Origin of the sequence: Nocardioides sp. 1609 (assembly GCF_004522105.1) — a bacterium.
Taxonomy (GTDB): domain Bacteria; phylum Actinomycetota; class Actinomycetes; order Propionibacteriales; family Nocardioidaceae; genus Nocardioides.
On the sequence record NZ_SPUJ01000003.1, the window covers coordinates 1 to 19,888 of the forward strand.

The following is a 19,888-nucleotide window of genomic DNA, read 5'->3' on the forward strand; positions in this document are numbered from 1 at the left end:
TCAAACTCCAGCCTGACCAGTTTCAAGCCGAGCACCCACCGCTCACATGCCCGACCACGCCGCCCCGCTCGCGCGGCCACGGCGCTGATAGCTCGCTTCCTGGGCGCTTCTTTCCGCCGCCTCTGGGCAGGTCAATCCGCACAGTCATGCCGATGGTCGGGCACAAGCGCTGCCAGTCACACGACAAGGAGACCGCTCCCGAGCAGCGGGTGTCAGGCTTCGCGAGGTCGAAACAAGGGAGGTTCTAATCCCGCGAAACGCCCGTCGAATTAGCGCCTGCAAAACTTGACTGCGCCCGCCACCCACCCGTCGTCATGCATTTTCGCGAATACAAGCCGTGTGGCACGACCAGAGGCTGCATGGAACAGCACTCGCGCTGACCCGTCGCCCTCGCGGGCGACTTGAAAGCGGCGGTCGCCGTTCAAGGCCCAGGCTTGTGCGAACCGTTTCAGACCCATGACACCTGGCCCGCCGTGATCGAGGTAGCCAGTCGCGCCCCAGCAGTCTGTGGTCTGCGCCGTAGATGGTGACCTTTCACCAGCGGCTGAGGCCGTGGCTGGGGCCGTGGCCGTGGCGACTCCGGCTCCCGTCGTGATCGTGGCCGCTGTGGCTTCGCTGGGCTGACCTTCGGCAGCGCCCGCAGCCAATCCGCAACCGGCAACAACCGCGCTCGTCACCCAGGCCGCTAGGACTCTGCATCGCATGCTCACATTGTGCTAGACGCGGTGGCCAAGGCCTGCCGTTCCAGCCGACTTTCGCCTCCACCAGCAGCGACAGCGCGAAGCAGAGCGCCTGGCGGCGTCCTGGCGTCGCGCCCAGGACCAGGCGACCCGTACCAAGGCGCGCAGGCGCTTCGGTCGCTGGGAATCACGATCAGGTGGCGTCTCCAACGAATCGGCGGCACGGCCTAATCTCGTCGGGCAGGATTCCGTCTCATGCGCACGCTGATCTCGGTAGCCGTCCTTACTCTCACCCTCACCGCCTGCGGTGGAGGCGACGAGCCGCAAACCGGCCCGACAGAGACGGTCACGGTCACTTCGACGCCGACGTTCCTCGGCGACCCGACCGAAGCCGTGACCGAAACGCCTACCGAGGAGGCGGACCCCTTCGCACCGAACATCGGAGACCGGTCGTTGAAGGTGGGGCAGCCCCGAATTGGGACGGGCATCACGACCGTGCTGCTTGAGACCGACCTCGGGGTCACAGAGCAGTACCGCGATCCCGAGCAGGGCAACCAGTACTACGGTCTCCGAGTCAGCACCTGCGTGCGGAAGGACTTCGACACGGCCGCCGATGGCGACGTCTACTCGACCTACCCGGGTGAGTGGTACGCCGTGACGAAGTCAGGCGACGAGTACACGTCGAGCTCGTCGTACAGCGACTTCCCATCCCCGAAGTACCCCGAGAACGTGACGGTCGCACCGGGCACGTGCGTGAAGGGGTGGATCGCTATCGAGGTGCCTGAGGACGTATCCAAGTACGAGAAGCTCGTCTACCGGCCGGGCGGCGAGACTATCGCCGAGTGGATCCTCTAACGCGCTGTGCCTGGCGGGCGGTCCTGAGCCGCTGCAGCCGGTGCACAAGGACCATTGAGTCCGTTGGCTGAGCGTGACGCGACCCTGCGCAGGGTCTGCCACGAAGCCTGGCGGTGTCGCTCCTGCCCGCCGCACGCATCGAGGCATGTTCTCGGTTGAGCCTCGGCGCGCGGCATGGTCGGGCGTCAGGCCAAGTCCTCGAACGACTCTTCGCGGGTCGCCAACACATCCAGGCGCAGTCCTCGACACCCGTCAGGAGCGCGATCTCCGGGCCCGTTAGGGCCTCGCGATCCGGGTGAAGCGCGACAGCTCCATCCAGAAACTGGATACGGAGTCCCAATCCCGGTCCCCTCCTGCGTGCGCTGAACGCGCTTGGGAACCAGACCGCGTAGTGCATCCGCGTAGCCCACCTCGCCATCGGACAGGGTGCGCCCACCTGCCTCCACCATCGGCATCTTGCTCGATGGGAGGAGTTCGGCCTTCAGCGAGACCAGATCGACTTATGGTTCGCGAGTGCAGAAGATCCCCTCCACCGCGGTCGCAATGTTCGCGGCCGGCCTGACCGGCGTCATGCTGACCATCACCGCGGCCCCCGCCGTTGCCGATTCGACCACTTTCCGCGACCCACGCGGCGATGCGCCCGCGAGGTACGACCTCACAACGGTCTCCGTGGACAACACTCCCGACCGATTCACCGTGCGGGTCCGACTGCGCGACCTACGCGCCCGTGGCACCCAGATCTTCGGTGTCGGCATCTCATCCCTCGACTCCTCGACGTACTACTCGGTCCACACCGTGCGGCGGCCCTCCAGCGCAGTCACGACTGAGCTCACCCGCTACGACGACGGATCGGCAACCGTCCCCTGTCGGATCGGCAGCACCTGGCGGCCCAAGGCTGACATCATCCGTGTCTCGCTGCCGCGGGGGTGCCTGAGTACTCGCGGAGCACTGCGTGTGTCGGTCTTCATCGGTGTCGGTGACGGGTCTGCTGGCGACCCCACCGACTTCACCAAGACCGTCCGCGTCGGTCAGAGCTGAGGAGGGACTGCGTCTCACCCCGCTTTAGGTCGAAGGAACCAACTTGTACGACCCGCGGGCTGCCGCGCCGCAAGAGTGCAGACTCGGGCGTCCCCATGAGTAGTTGCTGCCCACGCGGCCCGAGACGCACGCTCGGCCTTCGTCCGGTGCGCGCAGGTCGGGCTGGTGTCGAGACTCTCGGTGGCTTCCATGCAGAGCGATATCGGCAGATTCGCTCGATGCTGTACGGGCCCATGCACCCCCGACGACAGCCCGAGCGCCAGGAGTAGTTGGCCCCCAGCAGGCTCCCAGCATCCAAGAGCCCGGGCTCAGCCGCCCCAGTCGTGCACAGCCCCGCGTCCAGAAGCAGCGGAACCGCAGGTCAGCGGGCTGACCTGCGGTTCCGTGTGCTGCGCGCCTGTAGGGATTCGAACCCCAAACCTTCTGATCCGTAGTCAGATGCTCTATCCGTTGAGCTACAGGCGCCCGTCACTCGTGGTGCAGCGACCCCGCGAGGTTACTAGACCGCCGCGGGCTGGTCCTAATCAGTGCCGGACGACGTCGCGTCGGCCTCCGCCTCGAGGGCGGCGACGACGCGGCGGTGCGCCTCCCAGATCTCCTCGGGCAGGCCGTCGAACTGGCGCAGGTGCTCCTCGCGGAACCCCATCTCCTGCCGCCACCGGTCGACGTCGATGGTGAGGAGGCGGTCGAGGTCGGCCGCGGGCAGGTCCAGCCCGACGAGCTCCAGCTCCTCGGCGGTCGGGATGACACCGACCGGGGTCTGGCGGCCGGTGACCTCGCCGGCCTGGTAGCGGACCAGCCAGAGCAGCGGGCGGAGGTTCTCGCGGTAGCCGGGCCACAGGAAGTGGCCGTCGCCGTCGTCGCCCAGGTCCTTCTGGAACCAGTTGACGTGGGCGAAGATCGGCTGCTGGGTGGCCGCGCCGATGATCTTCAGCCAGTGCGCGGCGTAGTCGGCCTCGGCGTAGGCCAGGAACGGGCGCATCGACATCGGGTCGTAGCGCAGCTGGCCGTCGAGCCCGTCGGCGGCGAACGTCGCCTCCGCGCCGAGGGTGAGCCCGTCGTACACGCCCTCGGCGAGGTCGGTGATCGCGCGCACCAGTGGCTCGCGGTCGCTGGTCCGGCCGCCGAAGATGATCGCGTCGACCGGGACGCCGGCGGGCGTCTCGAAGTCGGGGGCGACGTTCGGCACGTTGGCCAGCGTCGTGGTGAACCGGCTGTTGGGGTGCGCCCACGGGGCGGCGTCGCCGTCCTCGCGGTCGGCGATCCGCTCGCCCTTCCAGTCCTCCCAGCCGTCGTCGGTCGGCTTCGGTCCCTTGCCCTCCCACCAGACCTCCCGCGTGGTCGGGTTGTAGGCGACGTTGGTGAAGATGGCGCCGGTGCCGGGCTCGATCGAGCGCAGCGCGGTCGGGTTGGTGTGCTCGTTGGTGTCCTTGGCGACGCCGAAGACGCCGTTCTCGGGGTTCATCGCGTAGATCCGGCCGTCGTCGCCGACCCACAGCCAGGCGATGTCGTCGCCGTAGAAGTCGACGGTGTAGCGATCGCCCATCGCGTCGGGCGCCAGCGTCATCGCCAGGTTGGTCTTGCCCGACGCGCTCGGGAACCCGCCGCAGACGTGGTAGCGCTTGCCGGTCTCGTGGTCGGTGATCCCGAGGAGCATGAACTGCTCGGCCAGGAACCGGCCGGACGCGCGGCCGTCGTAGCAGGCCTGGCGCAGGCCGTGGGCGATCTTGCCGAGCAGCGCGTTGCCGCCGTACGACGAGCCGAAGTGCAGGATCGTCCGCTTGTCGGCGACGGTCACGAAGTAGCGCTGGTCCTCGGGCGTGCCCTGGCCCAGGCGGGGCAGGTCGCCGGTCACGTGGACGGCGCGCACGAAGCTGGCCGGGTCCTCGAGCGAGTCGAGGTGGGCGATGCCGACCCGCGCCATCCGGATCATGTGCAGCACGACCGGCCGGTTGTCGGTGAGCTCGACGCCGGCGGCGTACGCCTCGAGCGGGGAGCCGGGCGGCGCCATCAGGTAGGGGACGACGTACATCGTCCTGCCGCGGGACTGCCCGCGCATCCGCTCGAGCTGAGCCGCGCCCAGCTCGTCGCCGTCGTGCCAGTTGTTGTAGACACCCCGGTCGGCCGGGTTGCTCGTGGCGACGATCGTGCGCTCCTCCGAGCGCGCGGTGTCCTTCACGTAGCTGCGCGAGTAGTAGAGGCCCTCCCCGGCCGGCTGGAGCTCGCCGGCCTCCAGCGCCTCGGCGACCAGCCGGGCGTCGTCGGCCGCGTCGACGACCTCGATCCGGTCGGGCTCGGTCACCCCGGCCCAGAAGCTGACGTACTCACGGACGTGGGGGTTCTGCAACCCCGCCTGGTCCAGGACCCGCTCGACATCGACCATCTCGTCGCCCCTTCCGGACCCCGTCCGGGGCCCGTCTGGCGCGCCACGCTACCCAGGCCGGAGGGGTCCGCGGCACCGGGTTCGGTTGGATCGATCCAGAACGTTTTGCCTGGTCAGAAGGCAAAAGCGAGGGGTGTGACACACGCCACGACGCGTTGAACGATCCAATATGACGCCCTCCCGAGCCGGGATACCTTCGCCGCACTCGCCAGCAACGGTGCCAGCGATCAGTACCCGTTCGACGGCCTCCAGAGGACTCCCATGACCGCCACGCAGGACCGCACCACCAGCCCCGACCCGAGCACCTTCCCCACCACCCACCAGGGCGTCGTCGACTTCGTCGCCGAGGTGGCCGCGCTGACCCAGCCGGACGCGATCCACTGGTGCACCGGCTCCGACGAGGAGTGGACCGAGCTCACCGAGGCACTCATGTCGACCGGCACGTTCACCCAGCTCGACCCGGCGATCAAGCCCAACTCCTTCTACGCCGCCTCCGACCCGATCGACGTGGCGCGCGTCGAGGACCGCACCTACATCTGCTCGGTCGACGAGAAGGACTGCGGGCCCACGAACAACTGGATGGACCCCGAGGCGATGAAGGACCTCATGCGCGGGCTGTACGCCGGCTGCATGAAGGGCCGCACGATGTACGTCATCCCGTTCGTGATGGGTCACCTCGAGGCCGAGAAGCCGATGTTCGGCATCGAGCTCACCGACTCCGCCTACGTCACCGCCTCGATGCGCGTGATGGCGCGGATGGGCAGCAACGTCCTCGAGCGGTTGACCGAGCTCGACGCGCCGTTCGTGCAGGCCGTGCACTCGGTCGGCCACCCCCTCGCCGCCGGCGAGGCCGACGTGCGGTGGCCGTGCAACGACACCAAGTACATCGTGCAGTTCCCCGAGGAGCGCACGATCTGGTCCTACGGCTCCGGCTACGGCGGCAACGCCCTGCTCGGCAAGAAGTGCTACGCGCTCCGCATCGCCAGCGTGATGGCCCGCGACGAGGGCTGGCTCGCCGAGCACATGCTGATCCTCAAGCTCACCAGCCCGCAGGGCGTGCGCAAGTACGTCGCGGCGGCGTTCCCCAGCGCCTGCGGCAAGACCAACCTGGCCATGCTCGAGCCGACCATCCCCGGCTGGAAGGTCGAGACCCTCGGCGACGACATCGCCTGGATGCGGATCGGCGAGGACGGCCGGCTCTGGGCGGTCAACCCCGAGTACGGCTTCTTCGGCGTCGCGCCCGGCACCAACGAGCACACCAACCCGAACGCGATGTCGACCATCAACAAGGGCAACTCGGTCTTCACCAACGTCGCGCTCACCGAGGACGGCGACGTGTGGTGGGAGGGCCTCGAGAACCCGCCGGCCCGGGCGACGTCCTGGAAGGGCGAGCCCTGGACGCCCGACTCCGAGGAGCTGTCCAGCCACCCCAACAGCCGCTACTGCACCCCCATCAAGCAGTGCGACATCCTCGCCGCCGAGTACGACGACCCGCGCGGCGTCCCGATCGACGCCATCCTCTTCGGCGGCCGGCGCAAGACCACCGTCCCGCTCGTCTTCGAGGCCCGCGACTGGACCCACGGCACCTTCCTGGGCGCGACCCTGTCGTCGGAGACCACCGCGGCCGCCGTCGGCGCGGTCGGCGTCGTGCGCCGCGACCCGATGGCGATGCTGCCCTTCATCGGCTACAACGCCGGCGACTACTTCAGCCACTGGATCAACGTCGGCAAGGACAACGACGCCGCCAAGCTGCCCCGGATCTTCTACGTCAACTGGTTCCGCCGCGACGACGAGGGCGGCTTCCTCTGGCCCGGCTTCGGTGAGAACAGCCGGGTGCTGAAGTGGGTCGTGGAGCGGATCGACGGCCAGGCCGCCGCGGTGGAGACCCCGATCGGCCACGTGCCCGCGCCGGGCTCCCTCGACACCGACGGCCTCGACCTCACCGACGAGGCGCTCGAGGCAGCGCTCGCCGTCGACGTCGACGAGTGGCGCGCCGAGGTCCCGCAGATCCAGGAGTGGTTCGAGAAGTTCGGCGACGACCTCCCGGCCGTGCTCTGGACCGAGCTCGACGGCCTCAAGGCGCGCCTCGACGGCTGACCCCTCCCCCGACCGGCGCCACGACGTCCCGCGGCGCAGGGACCCGACCGAGCCCCGCTCCCGCGTGCGGGGGCGGGGCGTGGTCGTCTCAGTAGGATCACCCCACGCGCGGGACCAGCGCACCCACGGAGGTGAGGGCAGCACCATGACGTACGGTCCCGACGAGCGCGCGCTGTTCCAGGACGGCGCCGCCACCCTCTACGAGGCGATCGTGTCGTCCGGCGGCATCGACGAGGGCGATCCCCGGATCGGCGAGACCGGCCCGGAGCGCGCGGCGTTCGACCTGCTGGTCGAGCTCGGGCTGGTCCAGCTCGACAAGGACAGCGAGCGCTGGACCCCCGAGGACCCCGCCACCGTGCAGTCCCGCGTCGTCTCGCCGCTCAGCCAGCAGGCCTCGACCCTGATGGCGGAGTCGTCGGAGTGGGCGCGGGCGTTCGGGGCGCTGAGCCAGTCGTGGCGACGCTCGCCGCTGTCGACGGCGCGCGGCCCGTTCACCTACCTCCACCTCGACGCGATCGGCCCGTTCCTGGCCGGCCTGGTCTCCGAGGCCGAGGAGGAGATGCTCACCGCCCAGCCGCAGACCGGGCGCGACGCGGCCTCCCTCGCCGCGGCCGCGCTGCGGGACACCGCGATGCTCGAGCGTGGCACCAAGATGCGCACGCTCTACCAGCACAGCGCCCGCCGCAGCGCGTTCACGGCCAAGTACGTCGCCGCGGTGACCGACCGCGGCGCCGAGGTGCGCACCCTCGACGAGTTCTTCAACCGGATGATCGTCGTGGACCGCCGGGTCGCGGTCATCCCGGCCAGCGACGACCTCCAGAGCGCGATCGCGGTCCGCGAGCCGTCGGTCGTGGCCTACCTCGTCGACATCTTCGAGCGCACCTGGGAACGGGCCCGGCCCTTCACCAACCGCGAGACCACCACGCTCAAGGACATCGCCGCCGAGCAGCGCGCCATGACGATCCGGATGCTGATCGAGGGCCACTCCGACCCCGTCAGCGCGAAGCGGCTGGGCGTGAGCCCCCGCACGTACGCCGGGTACGTGGCCGACCTCAAGGGCGAGTACGAGTCGGAGACCCGCTTCCAGCTCGGCTACGCCATGGGGCGGGCCGGCGTCTCCGGCCACGAGGCCGTCGAGGAGCGCGACGAGGCCTGAGACGCCGCCGGCGCCTCAGGCCTCGAGGATGGTGAGCTGCTGGGGACTCAGGGTCCCGGGCGGCACAGGCCGCCACACCCCCAGCTCGAGTCGCTGGCGTCGGCAGCGGGTGCGGTGATGCCGACCAGGGAGACCCCCAGGACGGCGGCCGCTGCGGTCAGGCAGAGCTTGCGCGCGAACCTCATGTGATGAACACCTTCTCGTCTCGGACCGCGGAGGGTCCGTTCACCGATTCTGTGTCGTGCCGGCCCTCGACGTGGGGTCGAACGCCGTTCATCTTCCTGCAGTGCAGAGTGATGCAGCCCCGGGATCCGCATCGTGCCCGGGCCTCACGTACCCATGATCGGGGATGGCAAACCTCGTCAACACCGGAAAATTCCGGGGCCGCGCGGAGACCCCGGCGCGGCACACGGGTGCCGCCGCCAGCGGGGCTGGCGGCGGACACGGTGCGGAGGCGGCGAGATTTGAACTCGCGAGAGGGTTGTAGCCCTCAACCCGCTTAGCAGGCGGGCGCCATAGACCGGACTAGGCGACGCCTCCATGCTGCCCGAACTCGGGACAACGGGGCTCAGGCTACAAGGCGCACACGATCCTGGGCCAATCGGTTCAACGACGGCGCCCGGCCGCGCGGTCGAGCCGCTCCCGGACGTCGTCGGCGAACCGGTCGCTGCCGATCGCGAGCATCTCGACCGGGATGGACGTCGCGGTGCCGTCGCGCCGCTGGAGCACCACGCACGGGACGCCGCGGGGATGGGCCGCCACGGCCTCCTCGACGTCCTCCCACCGGCCGGTCGCGACGCCGACCCCGCGGACGAGGCGGACGTCGTAGCCGAGGTCGTCGACGCGGACGACGTAGGCCCGGCTCCGCAGCCAGGCGGCCCCGCCGAAGACCGCGGCCAGGCCGAGCCCGACGAGGACGACGAGGACGTCGGCCGGCCACGACCAGGCGAACGCGGCGAGCGCGTAGAGGAAGCTCAGCACGGCGACGGCCAGGAAGCCGAGTCCCACGAGACGGGCAGCGAAGCTCGGCGCCATGCGGTAGAAGTGGACGTCTCCGGTGTTGCTCACGACCCCATCCTCCCCGACCCGGTCGGGCGGTGCCCTTGCCCTCCCCGGAACGCACGGTCATGCTCGTGACGAGGGTCACAGCACAGCGCTGAACCAGGAGGTGTGGTGAGCACAGCAGGTCCGTCGGGCTCCCCGGGCTCCGTCATCGCCGCCGCGCTGCGGGCGCTCGCCATCGCCAACGAGGCGCCCCGCGGTGCCGGCCCCGGCCTGGCCACCTGGCGCTGGACGATGCGCCAGCGGGTGGCCGCGGTCCGCGACGCGCTGTGCGCGGAGCCCGGCCGCTCCGACGTCGCCGACGACGGCTGGCTGGCCGCCCGCGGCGGCACCGCCTTCCGCGAGCGCAACGCGCTGCTCATGCGGCTCGGCGAGCTCGGCAGCCGGGTCATCGAGGACGCCGACGTGGGCGCCGTCCGGGCCGAGGTCGCCCGCCTCGTCGCCGACGTCGGCCACCACGTGCAGCGCGTGCACGATCTGGCCTACGACCGGGTCGAGATGGAGCTCGGCGGGTCGGAGTAGCGGGCGACACGGCTGGAGCCCCACCCCGGTCCAGGTGGCGCCGTGCGGTGGCTCGACCACGCGTCCGGGCGCGTCACCTCGCTCTACCGCTGTCCTGCAGAGGGGGCGGGATTCGAACCCGCGGCTGACATCTCTGCCAGCGACCGCTTTCAAGGCGGTTCCGATCGGCCACTCCGGCACCCCTCCGTGCCCGCGCCGGGCGCGGACCGGACGAGTCTAGGGCGTGGCCGTCGGGCGACCTCAGGAGAGGACGAGGAGCGGGTCGCCCTCCTGGACGACGTCGCCGGGGGCCACCCGGATCGCGAGCACCGTGCCGCCGGTCTCGGCGATCACCGGGATCTCCATCTTCATCGACTCCAGCAGCACGACCTCGTCACCGACCGCCACGGTCGCGCCCTGCTCCACGAGCACCTCGAGCACGTTGGCGACCATCTCGGCCAGGATCTCGGTGGAGTCGTCACGGGCCATGCGGGCGACGCTATCCCTTACCGCCGGGTACCCGCGAACGAGCGGCCCCTGGACGTCGTCCGCGGCTGTCGGTCCCGACCACGCGGAGCGCGCGCAGGCGCCCTGGCCTGTCGCGGGCTCACATCACCGCAACCCGCCGGGCGCCGCCGGGAGGTCAGAGCAGCGGCTTGCCGCGGGCGGGCTCGGGGCGGAGGGCGGAGGCCTCCTCGGCCACCCGGCTGCGGCGGCCGCCGGCGGGGGTGGTGGTGCGGCTCCGGCGGGAGGAGCCGCCGGTGAGGAACAGGTCGAGCCGGATCAGGACGAACCCGATCAGCAGGCCCACGACCAGGCCGTAGCAGACCGAGAGCACGCTCTCGGTGCGCGTGATGGCGGGGTTGGCGAGCGAGTTCGCCACGGCCGACGTGGCGGCGGCGCCGAAGGCGCACACCCACCAACCCTGGCGACGACGCGCCCGCATGTGGCAGCCGTAGGCCAGCGCCGGGATGCCCAGCACCGACTCGATCGGGCGCGGGAAGGCGCCGAGGTTGTCGCGGCTCCAGCGGACGGCGTCCAGGAGCGACGTGACGAGCTCGGTGGTGCCGTAGCGGCGCAGCAGCTCGGCGTACAGCAGCGTGACGGCGAGCAGGACGCCGCCGACGACGACGATCAGCAGCCCCCGGCGACCGAGCCCGTGCAGGCCGGCACCGAGGCGGTGGACGACGGCGAACGCGCCGACCAGCGCCAGGCCGAAGGTGGCGTACTCGAAGCGCGTCACCGTGATCGTCGGCTCGAAGCCGATGGTGGCGAGGGCGCCGACCGCCGCGACCAGGACGGCGATCACGCACTCCCGCGCCGCCCGCAGGAAGGTCACGGCCGGCACCGTCGTCATCACGCCGAGCACGGCGGCGACCGCGCACGTCATCACGGCGGCGCCCGTGCGCAGGGCGTCCTGGTCGGTCACGACGACGACGACCCCGAGCACCGCGGCGAGGGTGCCGAACACGACGGGTCGGCCCCCGGTGCGCGCGGCGAGCGCCCACGAGTACGCCGAGGCGACCACCACCGCCCCGGCGTCGCCGAGCCGGTCGGGGCCGACCGGCACCATCGCGCAGACGAGCGCGGCGAGGCCGGCCGCGACCAGCACGAACCAGGCCACGACCGGCACGCGCGAGGCGCCGAGGGCGGCGATCCGGTCGTCCCAGCGCGGGCCGGACGACTTCTGGACCTTCGCCCGCGGGCGCCGTCCGGGGTCGCCGTCCTCGGTGGAGGCACGGCGGCGGGAGGCTCGGGACACAACCCTTGAGGTTACAGACGCCGGTTCGCCAGCGACGGGTTGGTGCGGCGGGCCTCCTCGAGCGTGGCCCGGGTCACCTCGCCCCGGAGCACCTCGGCGCCGTCGCCGGCCTCGGCGAGCACGTCGCCCATCGGGTCGACCAGCAGCGAGTGGCCCGTGTAGCGCGGCGCGGGCTGCCCGACGGCCGCCACGAACACGGTGTTCTCGATCGCCCGGGCCCGCACGAGGGTCCGCCAGTGGTCGACCTTCCGCGGCCCGGCCACCCACGCCGCCGGGACGACGACGACCTCGGCCCCGGCGTCGACCAGCAGCCGTGTCATCTCCGGGAAGCGCAGGTCGTAGCAGGTCATCAGGCCCACCGCCCACCCGCCGACGGTGACGACGACCGGCGCGGGCGCCCCGGCGAGGAGGCGGTCGGACTCGCGGTAGCCGAAGGAGTCGTAGAGGTGCACCTTGCGGTACGACGCCGTCTCGGCGCCCCGCACCAGCAGCGTGTTGAACGGACGCGCGGCGTCGTGGCTGGTCTCGAACATCCCCGCCACCAGCGTGCTGCCGCGCTCCTCGGCGACCCGGGCGAGCTCGGTGCCGAACGGCCCGGTGACCTGTTCGGCGTACGCGCTGACGTCGGAGCCCGACTCCCCGAAGTCGCGCGCCCAGGCCTCCGGCCACACGACGAGGTCGGCGTCGGGTGGCGTCAGCTCGGCGAGGCGAGCACGGTTGGCGGCGGGGTCGAGGCCCGAGGCCTCCTGGACCAGGGCGAGGCGGAGCACGTCGGAGGGCGGCACGGGTCCAGGGTGCCACCCGCGCGGTGCGACGATGGGCCGGTGGACCTCGAGAGCTTCTGCGCCGTCGTCCTCGCGGGCGGGCGGGGCAGCCGGCTGGGCGGTGTCGACAAGGCCTCGGTCGAGGTCGACGGCCGCACCCTCCTGGTGCACGCGGTGGACGCCGTCCTCGACGCCGCCGAGGTCGTCGTCGTCGGCGAGCAGGTGCCCATGGCGTCGCTGGGCCGGCCGGTGACGTTCGTCGTCGAGGAGCCGCGCCACGGCGGCCCGGTCGCCGGGCTGCTCGCCGGCTGCGACGCACTGCTGCGGACGCCCGCGCAGTCCCCGACGCTCGCGGTGGTCGCGGTCGACATGCCGCGCCTGACCCCGGCGACCGTGCGGCGGCTGCACGCGGCGGCGCACGGACGCGACGGCGCGGTGCTCGTCGGCCCCGACGGACGCCGCCAGCTCGCGCTCGTCATCGACCGCGCCCGGCTCGCCGGTGCGGCACCCGCCCGGGAGGGCCGGCACGGCATGGCCCTGTGGCGGCTGCTGGCGCCACTGGACCTGGCCGAGGTGGCGGCCACCGGCCAGGAGCACCGCGACGTCGACACCTGGACCGACCTCCGGGACCTGGGCGACGCCTGAGCACCGACCGGGCCCGACGGGGTTGCGCACGCGCGCCGCGTTGAGGACGCTGGTGCCGTGAACCTCCACGACTGGATCGACGAGCTGTGCGACGTCCTCGACCTCGAGACGGAGGTGGACGAGGGCCTGCTGAACGACCTGGCCGAGCTGGCCCATGCCCGGGTCGACCACGGCATCGAGCACTACGCCGGTCCCGTGACGACGTACCTGCTCGGGTACGCCGCCGGCGCCGGGTCGGCGTCGCCCGCCACCGTCGAGAAGCTGGCCGCGCGGGCCCAGGCGCTCGCCGAGGGCTGGGACCGGCCGCGCGACGCGCCCGACCCCGACGACGTGCCGGACGTCGACATCCCCGACGACGGGGCGATCGACCACACCCCCGACCTCGCGGACGCCGACCTCGGGGACGCCGACCTCGAGGACGCCCGGTGAGGGCCGTCGTCGCCGACGGCGCCGGCGGTCCCGAGATCCTCTCGGTCCAGGAGGTCCCCGACGTCGCGCCCGGGCCCGGGGAGGTCCTCGTCGAGGTCGCCGCCACCGCGGTCAACCGCGCCGACTCGCTGCAGCGCCAGGGGCACTACCCGCCGCCGCCCGGGGCGAGCACGACGATCGGGCTCGAGTGCAGCGGCACCGTCGTCGCCCTCGGTGACGGCGTCGACGGTCCCCAGGTCGGCGACGAGGTCTGCGCGCTGCTCGCCGGGGGCGGCTACGCCTCGCAGGTCGTCGTCCCCGTCGGCCAGCTGATGCCCGTGCCCGACGGCGTCGACCTGGTCACCGCCGCGGCCCTGCCCGAGGTGGCGTGCACGGTGTTCTCGAACGTCTTCATGGTCGCCGCCCTCGAGGCCGACGAGACGTTCCTCGTGCACGGCGGCGCGGGCGGGATCGGCACCTTCGCCATCCAGCTCGCGAAGGCACTCGGCGCCCGGGTGCTGACCACCGGCGGCAGCGCCGAGAAGCTCGCGTTCTGCGCCGAGCTCGGCGCCGACGTCACGATCAGCTACCGCGACCAGGACTTCGTCGAGGTGGTCCGCGAGGTCACCGACGGCGCCGGTGCCGACGTCATCCTCGACAACATGGGCGGCAGCTACCTGGGCCGCAACGTCGACGCGCTGGCCACCGAGGGCCGGCTCGTCGTGATCGGCCTGCAGGGCGGGGCGAAGGGCGAGCTGCCGCTGGGCAAGCTGCTCGCCAAGCGGGGGGCCGTCATCGCGACGTCGCTGCGGGGCCGGCCGCTGCCCGACAAGGCCGCGATCTGCGCCGCCGTCGTCGAGCACGTCTGGCCCCTGGTGGCCGACGGCACGATCCGACCCGTCGTCGACCGCACGCTCCCGCTCGAGGAGGTCGCCGCCGCGCACCGGCGGATGGACGAGGGCGGGCACACCGGCAAGATCGTCCTCACCCTCTGACCACGGATCGGCCCCCGGCAGCGCGCCCGGCAGCTCGGGGCGAGGTTCGGGACCGACGGGCGGGACCGGTCAGTACGGTGGCCCCATGACGCAGGAGCAGAGCGGGCAGCCCGAGCAGGACCAGCAGGTCGTCATCGTCGGACCCGACGGCAAGCCCGTCGGCACCGTGCCGGCGTCCGCCCTCGCGGACGCCGTGGGCGGCGGTCCCGACGGCGACGACGACGGCGAGCGCAACCTCACCGACCTGGTCGAGCAGCCCGCCAAGGTGATGCGGATCGGCAGCATGATCCGTCAGCTGCTCGAGGAGGTGAAGGCCGCGCCGCTCGACGAGGCCAGCCGGGTCCGTCTCAAGGAGATCCACGCCTCCTCGATCAAGGAGCTCGAGCAGGGCCTCGCCCCCGAGCTCGTCGAGGAGCTCGAGCGGCTCTCGCTGCCCTTCGCGGAGGGCACCACCCCGTCCGAGAGCGAGCTGCGGATCGCGCAGGCCCAGCTCGTCGGGTGGCTCGAGGGCCTCTTCCACGGGATCCAGACCGCGATCTACGCCCAGCAGATGGCCGCCCGCGCGCAGTTCGAGCAGATCCGCCGCGCGCTCCCCGGCGGCCTGCCCGGTGCCCAGCCACCGCTGGGCGCCCCGGAGCAGGGTGGCGGCCAGGAGCCCGACGACGGGCGTCCCGGCTCGGGTGGCATGTACCTCTGACGTCCGGCCGAGGTCCGACGGCCGGCCGCGGGAGCGGCGGCAGCCGTGCGAGGGGCGTCAGCCGCGGGAGCGCCCCAGTCGGCGGGCGACGACGAGACCGAGCAGGCCCACGATGACCAGGGCCAGGCCGGGGGCGGCGGCGCGGTCGAAGGGCTGACCCTCGTCGAGGGTCGGGCACGACGACGCGTCGTCGACGTCGAGGGCGTCGTCGGTCTCGGGGCACAGGAAGCCGACGTCGTCGAGCGGGTCGGGGGTCGGCGTCGGCAGGCCCGGCGGACGGCCGGCGCCGAGCTGGCGGGTGACCTGGGCGATGACGGTCTCGGAGGCGAGGACGACCTCGTCACAGGTCGCGACGACGTAGTTGCCACCCTGCACGGTCGTCTCGAAGAGCCGCAGCTGGCGGTCGATCGGGCTGGCCGGCGTGGTGGGCGACGCGGGATCGCTCGGGCTGGCGCTCTCGGTCGGCTGCTCCTCCCGGCCCTGACGACCCCCACCGCCCGGACGGGACGACGGGTCGGTGCACGTCTCGAGCTGGGCGCGCGAGCGGACGGTGACCCGCTCGGTCGCGATGTCGAGCGGTCCGAAGACCTCGGAGACCTCGACCTGGTAGATCCGCACCCGCGCGCCGACGTCTCCCTCGACCACCGGGCGGCCCACGAAGCTGCCGGTGAAGGTCGCCTGGTCGGACTCCGCTGGCGCCGCGGCGCCACGAGCCACCGGGGTCGCGGGGGCGGCCTGCGCCGGCGTCCAGGACACGACGAGCACCGCCACGAGGGCGGCCAGCACGGCGGCCGGGGCGATGCGTACGCGGGGGATCACGCGGACCATCACAACAGATGAGCGGCTGCGGGGACCAGACGGGCCAGCACCCGGGCCACGCCGTCGTCGTCGTTGGCGGGGGCCACGTGGTGGGCCGCGGCGAGCACCGAGGGGTGCGCTCCGGCGACGGCGTACGACGTGCCGGCCCAGGTGAGCATGGCGACGTCGTTGGGCATGTCGCCGAAGGCGACGACGTCGGCGGCCGCGACACCGAGGTCGGCACACACCTCGGCGAGGGCGGCGGCCTTGGTGACGCCGGGGGCGCTGATCTCGACCAGGCCGGGGACCGTCCACGTCGCGATCGCCGCGTCCCCGACGGCGGCCTCGACGGCCGTCCGGAACGCGTCGTGGTCGGTGCCGGGGTGCCGCACGAGGAGCTTGACGGCCGGCACGTCCCACAGCTCGGCCAGCGGCCCGACGGGGCTGCCGGCCGGCGCGGCGACGTCGTCCTGCCCGTCGTCGTAGCCCGGCTCGCGCCGGATGCCGCCGACGGTCTCGATGGCCAGCTGCGCCTCCGGCACCGCCGCGCGGACGGCGTCCGCCACCGCCAGCCCGGCGGCCGGCTCGAGGCCCCGGAGGCGGCGGACCTCGCGCGCCGCGACGTCGTAGACGATCGCGCCGTTGCTCACGATCGCGACGCCGTGCGCCCCGACCATCGACCACAGGTCGTCCATCCAGCGCAGCGGCCGCGCGGTCACGAACACCACCGGCACGCCGGCCTCCTCGACGGCCGCGAGGACCCGTCGGGTCGCGGCCGACACGGTGCCGTCGGAGCGCAGCAGGGTGCCGTCGAGGTCGGTGGCGACGAGCATCAGGTCGACCCGCCCGTCGACCCGCCCGTCGACCCGCCCGTCGACCCGCCCGTCGACCCGTCCGTCGACCCGCGCAGGTGACGGGGCAGCGGGCGGGCCATCACGAGCTGCCCCTCCTCGTCGGCGCCGCGCAGCTCGGTGAAGCCGGACTTCGCGAGCACCCGCAGGCTCATCACGTTCCAGGGCAGCACCGAGGCGCGCACCCGGACGCCGATCCGGTCGGTCTCGGCCACGAGCGCGGCGATCGCCTCGGTCGCGATGCCGCGGCGCCAGACGTCCTGCACCAGGCCGTAGCCGATCTCGACCTCGTCCCGCTCGTCCGGCGGGCCGTAGAACCCGATGGTGCCGACGGCGCGGAGCTCGTGGACGACGTGCCGCGGTCCCCAGGGGCTGCCGCCCACGGCCGAGCCGATCATCGAGACGGCGTCGAGGTCGTCCTGACGCGGGTAGTCGGGGTGCCAGCGCTCCTGGCGGCGCCCGGCGAGCATGTCGGCGGCGTCCTCGGGCGTGACCAGGATCAGCCGGAGCCGCTCGGTGGTGACCTGGGCCGGGATCGCCGTCACGGGAACCAGCGGCCGAGCTCGACGGCGACCCCGTCGTCGTAGACGGTCTCGGTGACGGCGTCGGCGGCGGCGCGGACCTCCTCGACGGCCTGGCCCATCGCGACGCCGCGGCGGGCCCACGCGAGCATCTCGAGGTCGTTGCGGCCGTCGCCGATGGCGAGCGCGTCGGCGGCGCTCAGGCCGAGCTCGTCGCACACGTGCTGAAGCCCGGAGGCCTTGGAGACGCCGACGGGCGTGAGGTCGAGCCAGGCCGTCCAGCCGACGACGTAGTCGGTGCCGTGCAGCCCGAGGTCGGCGGCCAGGGCGACGAAGTCGTCGGCGGTGGCGTCGGGGTCGCGGATGATGACGCGGCTGACGGGGTGCGCGACGAGGTCCTCGACGTCGGCGGTGACCATCTCGCCGGCCAGCTCACCGTCGGGGAACGGCGAGGTCACCCGGTAGCCGCGTCCCCGGTCCTCGACCGCCACCCGGGCGTCCGGCCGCAGCTCGAGGATCGCGCGCACGGCCGGCGCCGCGTCGAAGACGTCCTCGTGCACGATCTCCGCCTCGCCGCCGGGCAGGTAGCGGAAGATGACCGCGCCGTTGCTGGCCACCACCCAGAGCCGCTCCTGCTCGTGACCGTGGAGGTCGAGGAGGTCGGCGATGGTGGTCATGTCGTGCGGGGAGCGTCCCGAGGCGAGGACGACGTGCGCCCCGGCGGCCAGGGCGCGGTGGATGGCGTCGTGGACCGGGCCCGCGACCTCCTCGTGCGTCGTCCCCTCGCCCTCGACCCACTTCAGGAGGGTGCCGTCGATGTCGAGGGCGACCAGTCGGGGAACCCAGGTCGCGTCCGGCTGCGTCATGGGCCCGAGGCTAGTGCCCGTCGCCGAAGGGGCCGGCACGCCGGTCGGTGGTCATACTTGACCCTTCTGTCCGTATGCCGCCGAAGGAACCGCGTTGCTCGACCGACCACGCACCGTCCAGCTCACGTGGGCCGCGGGCTGCCTGCTCCTGCTGGGGGTGCTCACCCTCGCCGTCGACCGGGACTGGACCTGGCTGGTCGACATCGACGACCGCGGCCGCTCCGCACGCACCTGGGCGGTCGACGACGCCGGGCTGCTGTCGTTCCTGCGCGTGGTCGAGAACCTCTTCGGCACGATCGCGATGACCTGTTACACGATCGTGCTCTGCGTGGTCATCTACTACAAGGGCCACCACCGCGCCGCCGAGTACGCCGGCGGCGTGATGCTCGTGACGGCGCTGGCGACCACCGGGCTGAAGTCGCTCGTCGGCCGGGTCCGACCCGACTGGCAGCACCCCGAGCACGTGCTCGACAACGGCGCCTTCCCGTCCGGCCACGCCTCCGGCATCGCGGCGTTCGGCGGGGTCGCGATCGTGCTCTCGGTGATGCTGGTGCGCAAGGCGATCGTCCGGCGGATCGTCGTCGTCCTCGTCGCGCTGGCCGTCGTCCTCGTCTGCGCCGACCGGCTGATGCTGGGCCGGCACTACCCGAGCGACGTCGTCGGCGGGGTCCTGCTCGGTGCGACGGTCGTGCTCGTCGGGCTGGTCGTGTTCAGCCCGCTCCCGCGCAGCCACGCCCTGAAGATCGAGCCGCTGCCCGAGGCGCTGCCGTCGGCGAAGCGGCTCGCCGTCGTCCTGAACCCGATCAAGGTCGAGGACGTCGCGGCGTTCAAGAGCACGGTCACCGCCATGGCGCGGTCGGCCGGCTGGCAGGACCCGACGTGGCACCTGACCACCCCCGAGGACTCCGGCACCGGTCAGGCCGAGCTGGCCTCGGTCCAGGGCGCCGACCTGGTGATCGTGTGCGGCGGCGACGGCACCGTGCGCGAGGTCTGCGCCGAGCTCGCCGGCACCGGCATCCCGGTCGGGATCGTGCCCGCCGGCACCGGCAACCTGCTGGCCCGCAACCTCGACATCCCGCTCTACATCCGCGCCGCGATCGACATCGCGCTCACCGGCCAGGACCGGGCGATCGACATGGTCGCCGTCCGCGGCGACGGCGGCGACCCCCACGGCGAGCCGGACGCCGAGGACCCGGGCAGCTTCGAGAGCTACTTCATGGTGATGGCCGGGATGGGCTTCGACGCCGCGATCATGGAGGGCGTCAACGAGGACATCAAGAAGAAGGTCGGCTGGCTGGCCTACGTGCTGTCGGCGCTGAAGTCGCTGATGTTCCCGCCGACCCGCGTGGAGATCTCGATCGACGACGGCGAGTTCACCAAGCACCGCGCCCGCACGATCGTCGTCGGCAACGTCGGCTACCTGCAGGCCGGGATGCCGCTGCTGCCCGATGCCTCCATCGACGACGGCCAGCTCGACGTCGTCCTGCTCTACCCGCGGCGCTTCCTGTCGTGGATCCCGCTCGCCGTGCGGGTGCTCGCCAAGCGCTCCCGCACCGACGACACGATCAACCGGATGACCGGCCGCACCGTCTCGATCCGCGCCGGCGCCGACACCCCCCGCCAGCTCGACGGCGACTCGATCGGCCCCGGCCGCGAGCTGCACATGGAGTGCATCCACGGCCGGCTGCTGGTGCGGGTGCCGCGCTGACGTCGCGGCTCCGCGGCGCCGCGGCGCCGGGACGGGAGGACGGGGACGGGGGTAGTCCCGGACGATCGGCCCCACTTCTCGCCCGACTTCGGGGCCGATCG

General features: G+C 72.4%; 20 protein-coding genes and 3 tRNA genes. 10 read left to right on the plus strand and 13 right to left on the minus strand.

What is annotated here, in order from left to right; translation table 11 throughout:
* Window positions 1–935: 935 nt before the first annotated feature.
* Both E4623_RS06305 and E4623_RS06310 read left to right on the plus strand, forming a co-directional pair.
* Complete coding sequence (locus E4623_RS06305; protein ID WP_134765706.1) at window positions 936–1,535, plus strand: hypothetical protein; 600 nt, start codon at window positions 936–938, stop codon at window positions 1,533–1,535.
* Window positions 1,536–2,048: 513 nt separating this feature from the next.
* Window positions 2,049–2,573, plus strand: coding sequence for a hypothetical protein (locus tag E4623_RS06310; protein WP_134765707.1), 525 nt, complete (start codon window positions 2,049–2,051; stop codon window positions 2,571–2,573).
* A 392-nt stretch (window positions 2,574–2,965) separates the two neighbouring features.
* Here E4623_RS06310 and E4623_RS06315 read toward each other — a convergent pair.
* Window positions 2,966–3,038 (minus strand) — tRNA-Arg (locus E4623_RS06315).
* Between the two features lie 55 nt (window positions 3,039–3,093).
* Window positions 3,094–4,956 carry a phosphoenolpyruvate carboxykinase (GTP) gene (locus tag E4623_RS06320; RefSeq protein ID WP_134765708.1) on the minus strand — a complete coding sequence of 621 codons (1,863 nt, stop codon included), beginning with the start codon at window positions 4,954–4,956 and terminating at the stop codon, window positions 3,094–3,096.
* Between the two features lie 261 nt (window positions 4,957–5,217).
* On the opposite strand from E4623_RS06320, the gene E4623_RS06325 reads away from it, so the two are divergent.
* Both E4623_RS06325 and E4623_RS06330 read left to right on the plus strand, forming a co-directional pair.
* Window positions 5,218–7,053, plus strand: a complete 1,836-nt coding sequence (locus E4623_RS06325; protein WP_134765709.1) for a phosphoenolpyruvate carboxykinase (GTP) — start codon at window positions 5,218–5,220, stop codon at window positions 7,051–7,053.
* A gap of 145 nt (window positions 7,054–7,198) precedes the next feature.
* Window positions 7,199–8,209, plus strand: coding sequence for a LuxR family transcriptional regulator (locus tag E4623_RS06330; protein WP_134765710.1), 1,011 nt, complete (start codon window positions 7,199–7,201; stop codon window positions 8,207–8,209).
* A gap of 47 nt (window positions 8,210–8,256) precedes the next feature.
* On the opposite strand, the gene E4623_RS22505 is transcribed toward E4623_RS06330, so the two are convergent.
* The 3 genes from E4623_RS22505 to E4623_RS06340 form a co-directional block, all read right to left on the minus strand.
* On the minus strand, window positions 8,257–8,394 hold the full coding sequence (locus E4623_RS22505; protein WP_167736511.1) for a hypothetical protein: 138 nt from the start codon (window positions 8,392–8,394) through the stop codon (window positions 8,257–8,259).
* A 264-nt stretch (window positions 8,395–8,658) separates the two neighbouring features.
* Window positions 8,659–8,749 (minus strand) — tRNA-Ser (locus E4623_RS06335).
* Between the two features lie 66 nt (window positions 8,750–8,815).
* Window positions 8,816–9,277: a hypothetical protein gene (locus tag E4623_RS06340; RefSeq protein WP_134765711.1), complete on the minus strand. Its 462-nt coding sequence runs from the start codon at window positions 9,275–9,277 to the stop codon at window positions 8,816–8,818.
* A 105-nt stretch (window positions 9,278–9,382) separates the two neighbouring features.
* Here E4623_RS06340 and E4623_RS06345 point away from each other — a divergent pair, with 105 nt between their 5' ends.
* Window positions 9,383–9,793 (plus strand): hypothetical protein, encoded by a 411-nt coding sequence (locus E4623_RS06345; protein ID WP_134765712.1) that lies wholly within the window; start codon window positions 9,383–9,385, stop codon window positions 9,791–9,793.
* 97 nt (window positions 9,794–9,890) lie between these two features.
* On the opposite strand, the gene E4623_RS06350 is transcribed toward E4623_RS06345, so the two are convergent.
* The 4 genes from E4623_RS06350 to E4623_RS06365 all read right to left on the minus strand — a co-directional run bounded on the left by E4623_RS06350 (window position 9,891) and on the right by E4623_RS06365 (window position 12,319).
* Window positions 9,891–9,979, minus strand: a tRNA-Ser gene (locus E4623_RS06350).
* 54 nt (window positions 9,980–10,033) lie between these two features.
* Window positions 10,034–10,261, minus strand: a complete 228-nt coding sequence (locus E4623_RS06355) for a biotin/lipoyl-binding carrier protein (protein WP_134765713.1) — start codon at window positions 10,259–10,261, stop codon at window positions 10,034–10,036.
* Between the two features lie 154 nt (window positions 10,262–10,415).
* Window positions 10,416–11,534 (minus strand): hypothetical protein, encoded by a 1,119-nt coding sequence (locus E4623_RS06360; RefSeq protein ID WP_134765714.1) that lies wholly within the window; start codon window positions 11,532–11,534, stop codon window positions 10,416–10,418.
* A gap of 11 nt (window positions 11,535–11,545) precedes the next feature.
* Window positions 11,546–12,319 carry a carbon-nitrogen hydrolase family protein gene (locus E4623_RS06365; protein WP_134765715.1) on the minus strand — a complete coding sequence of 258 codons (774 nt, stop codon included), beginning with the start codon at window positions 12,317–12,319 and terminating at the stop codon, window positions 11,546–11,548.
* 39 nt (window positions 12,320–12,358) lie between these two features.
* Between E4623_RS06365 and E4623_RS06370 the strand changes: the two genes are divergently transcribed.
* From E4623_RS06370 to E4623_RS06385, 4 genes are all read left to right on the plus strand, one after another.
* Window positions 12,359–12,943, plus strand: coding sequence for a molybdenum cofactor guanylyltransferase (locus tag E4623_RS06370; protein WP_134765716.1), 585 nt, complete (start codon window positions 12,359–12,361; stop codon window positions 12,941–12,943).
* Window positions 12,944–13,000: 57 nt separating this feature from the next.
* Window positions 13,001–13,372, plus strand: a complete 372-nt coding sequence (locus tag E4623_RS06375; RefSeq protein WP_134765717.1) for a DUF6457 domain-containing protein — start codon at window positions 13,001–13,003, stop codon at window positions 13,370–13,372.
* Window positions 13,369–14,346: an NAD(P)H-quinone oxidoreductase gene (locus tag E4623_RS06380; RefSeq protein WP_134765718.1), complete on the plus strand. Its 978-nt coding sequence runs from the start codon at window positions 13,369–13,371 to the stop codon at window positions 14,344–14,346. The genes E4623_RS06375 and E4623_RS06380 overlap by 4 nt, the downstream gene beginning before the upstream one ends.
* Window positions 14,347–14,431: 85 nt before the next feature.
* Entirely contained in the window at window positions 14,432–15,043 is a 612-nt protein-coding gene (locus E4623_RS06385) for a bacterial proteasome activator family protein (RefSeq protein ID WP_134765719.1), read from the plus strand.
* A gap of 57 nt (window positions 15,044–15,100) precedes the next feature.
* Here E4623_RS06385 and E4623_RS06390 read toward each other — a convergent pair whose 3' ends face one another.
* Genes E4623_RS06390 through E4623_RS06405 form a run of 4 tightly spaced genes read right to left on the minus strand, consistent with a single transcriptional unit; the run spans window position 15,101 to window position 18,079 of the window.
* Window positions 15,101–15,862 carry a hypothetical protein gene (locus E4623_RS06390; RefSeq protein ID WP_134765720.1) on the minus strand — a complete coding sequence of 254 codons (762 nt, stop codon included), beginning with the start codon at window positions 15,860–15,862 and terminating at the stop codon, window positions 15,101–15,103.
* An 8-nt stretch (window positions 15,863–15,870) separates the two neighbouring features.
* The gene (locus E4623_RS06395; protein ID WP_134765721.1) at window positions 15,871–16,674 is read right to left on the minus strand and encodes an HAD-IIB family hydrolase; all 804 of its coding nucleotides are present in this window, start codon (window positions 16,672–16,674) and stop codon (window positions 15,871–15,873) included.
* Window positions 16,674–17,237: a GNAT family N-acetyltransferase gene (locus E4623_RS06400; protein WP_245154935.1), complete on the minus strand. Its 564-nt coding sequence runs from the start codon at window positions 17,235–17,237 to the stop codon at window positions 16,674–16,676. The genes E4623_RS06395 and E4623_RS06400 overlap by 1 nt, the downstream gene beginning before the upstream one ends.
* Window positions 17,234–18,079 (minus strand): HAD family hydrolase, encoded by an 846-nt coding sequence (locus E4623_RS06405; protein ID WP_134765722.1) that lies wholly within the window; start codon window positions 18,077–18,079, stop codon window positions 17,234–17,236. Before E4623_RS06405 ends, E4623_RS06400 begins: the two co-directional genes overlap by 4 nt.
* A gap of 94 nt (window positions 18,080–18,173) precedes the next feature.
* Between E4623_RS06405 and E4623_RS06410 the strand changes: the two genes are divergently transcribed.
* The gene (locus E4623_RS06410; protein ID WP_245154936.1) at window positions 18,174–19,787 is read left to right on the plus strand and encodes a YegS/Rv2252/BmrU family lipid kinase; all 1,614 of its coding nucleotides are present in this window, start codon (window positions 18,174–18,176) and stop codon (window positions 19,785–19,787) included.
* Window positions 19,788–19,888: the final 101 nt, after the last annotated feature.

Coding starts and splice junctions, on each gene's coding strand:
- E4623_RS06305 (WP_134765706.1), top strand. CDS start 936: ATGCGCACGCTGATCTCGGTAGCCGTCCTTACTCTCACCCTCACCGCC.
- E4623_RS06320 (WP_134765708.1), bottom strand. CDS start 4,956: ATGGTCGATGTCGAGCGGGTCCTGGACCAGGCGGGGTTGCAGAACCCC.
- E4623_RS06325 (WP_134765709.1), top strand. CDS start 5,218: ATGACCGCCACGCAGGACCGCACCACCAGCCCCGACCCGAGCACCTTC.
- E4623_RS06330 (WP_134765710.1), top strand. CDS start 7,199: ATGACGTACGGTCCCGACGAGCGCGCGCTGTTCCAGGACGGCGCCGCC.
- E4623_RS22505 (WP_167736511.1), bottom strand. CDS start 8,394: ATGAGGTTCGCGCGCAAGCTCTGCCTGACCGCAGCGGCCGCCGTCCTG.
- E4623_RS06355 (WP_134765713.1), bottom strand. CDS start 10,261: ATGGCCCGTGACGACTCCACCGAGATCCTGGCCGAGATGGTCGCCAAC.
- E4623_RS06385 (WP_134765719.1), top strand. CDS start 14,432: ATGACGCAGGAGCAGAGCGGGCAGCCCGAGCAGGACCAGCAGGTCGTC.
- E4623_RS06395 (WP_134765721.1), bottom strand. CDS start 16,674: ATGCTCGTCGCCACCGACCTCGACGGCACCCTGCTGCGCTCCGACGGC.
- E4623_RS06405 (WP_134765722.1), bottom strand. CDS start 18,079: ATGACGCAGCCGGACGCGACCTGGGTTCCCCGACTGGTCGCCCTCGAC.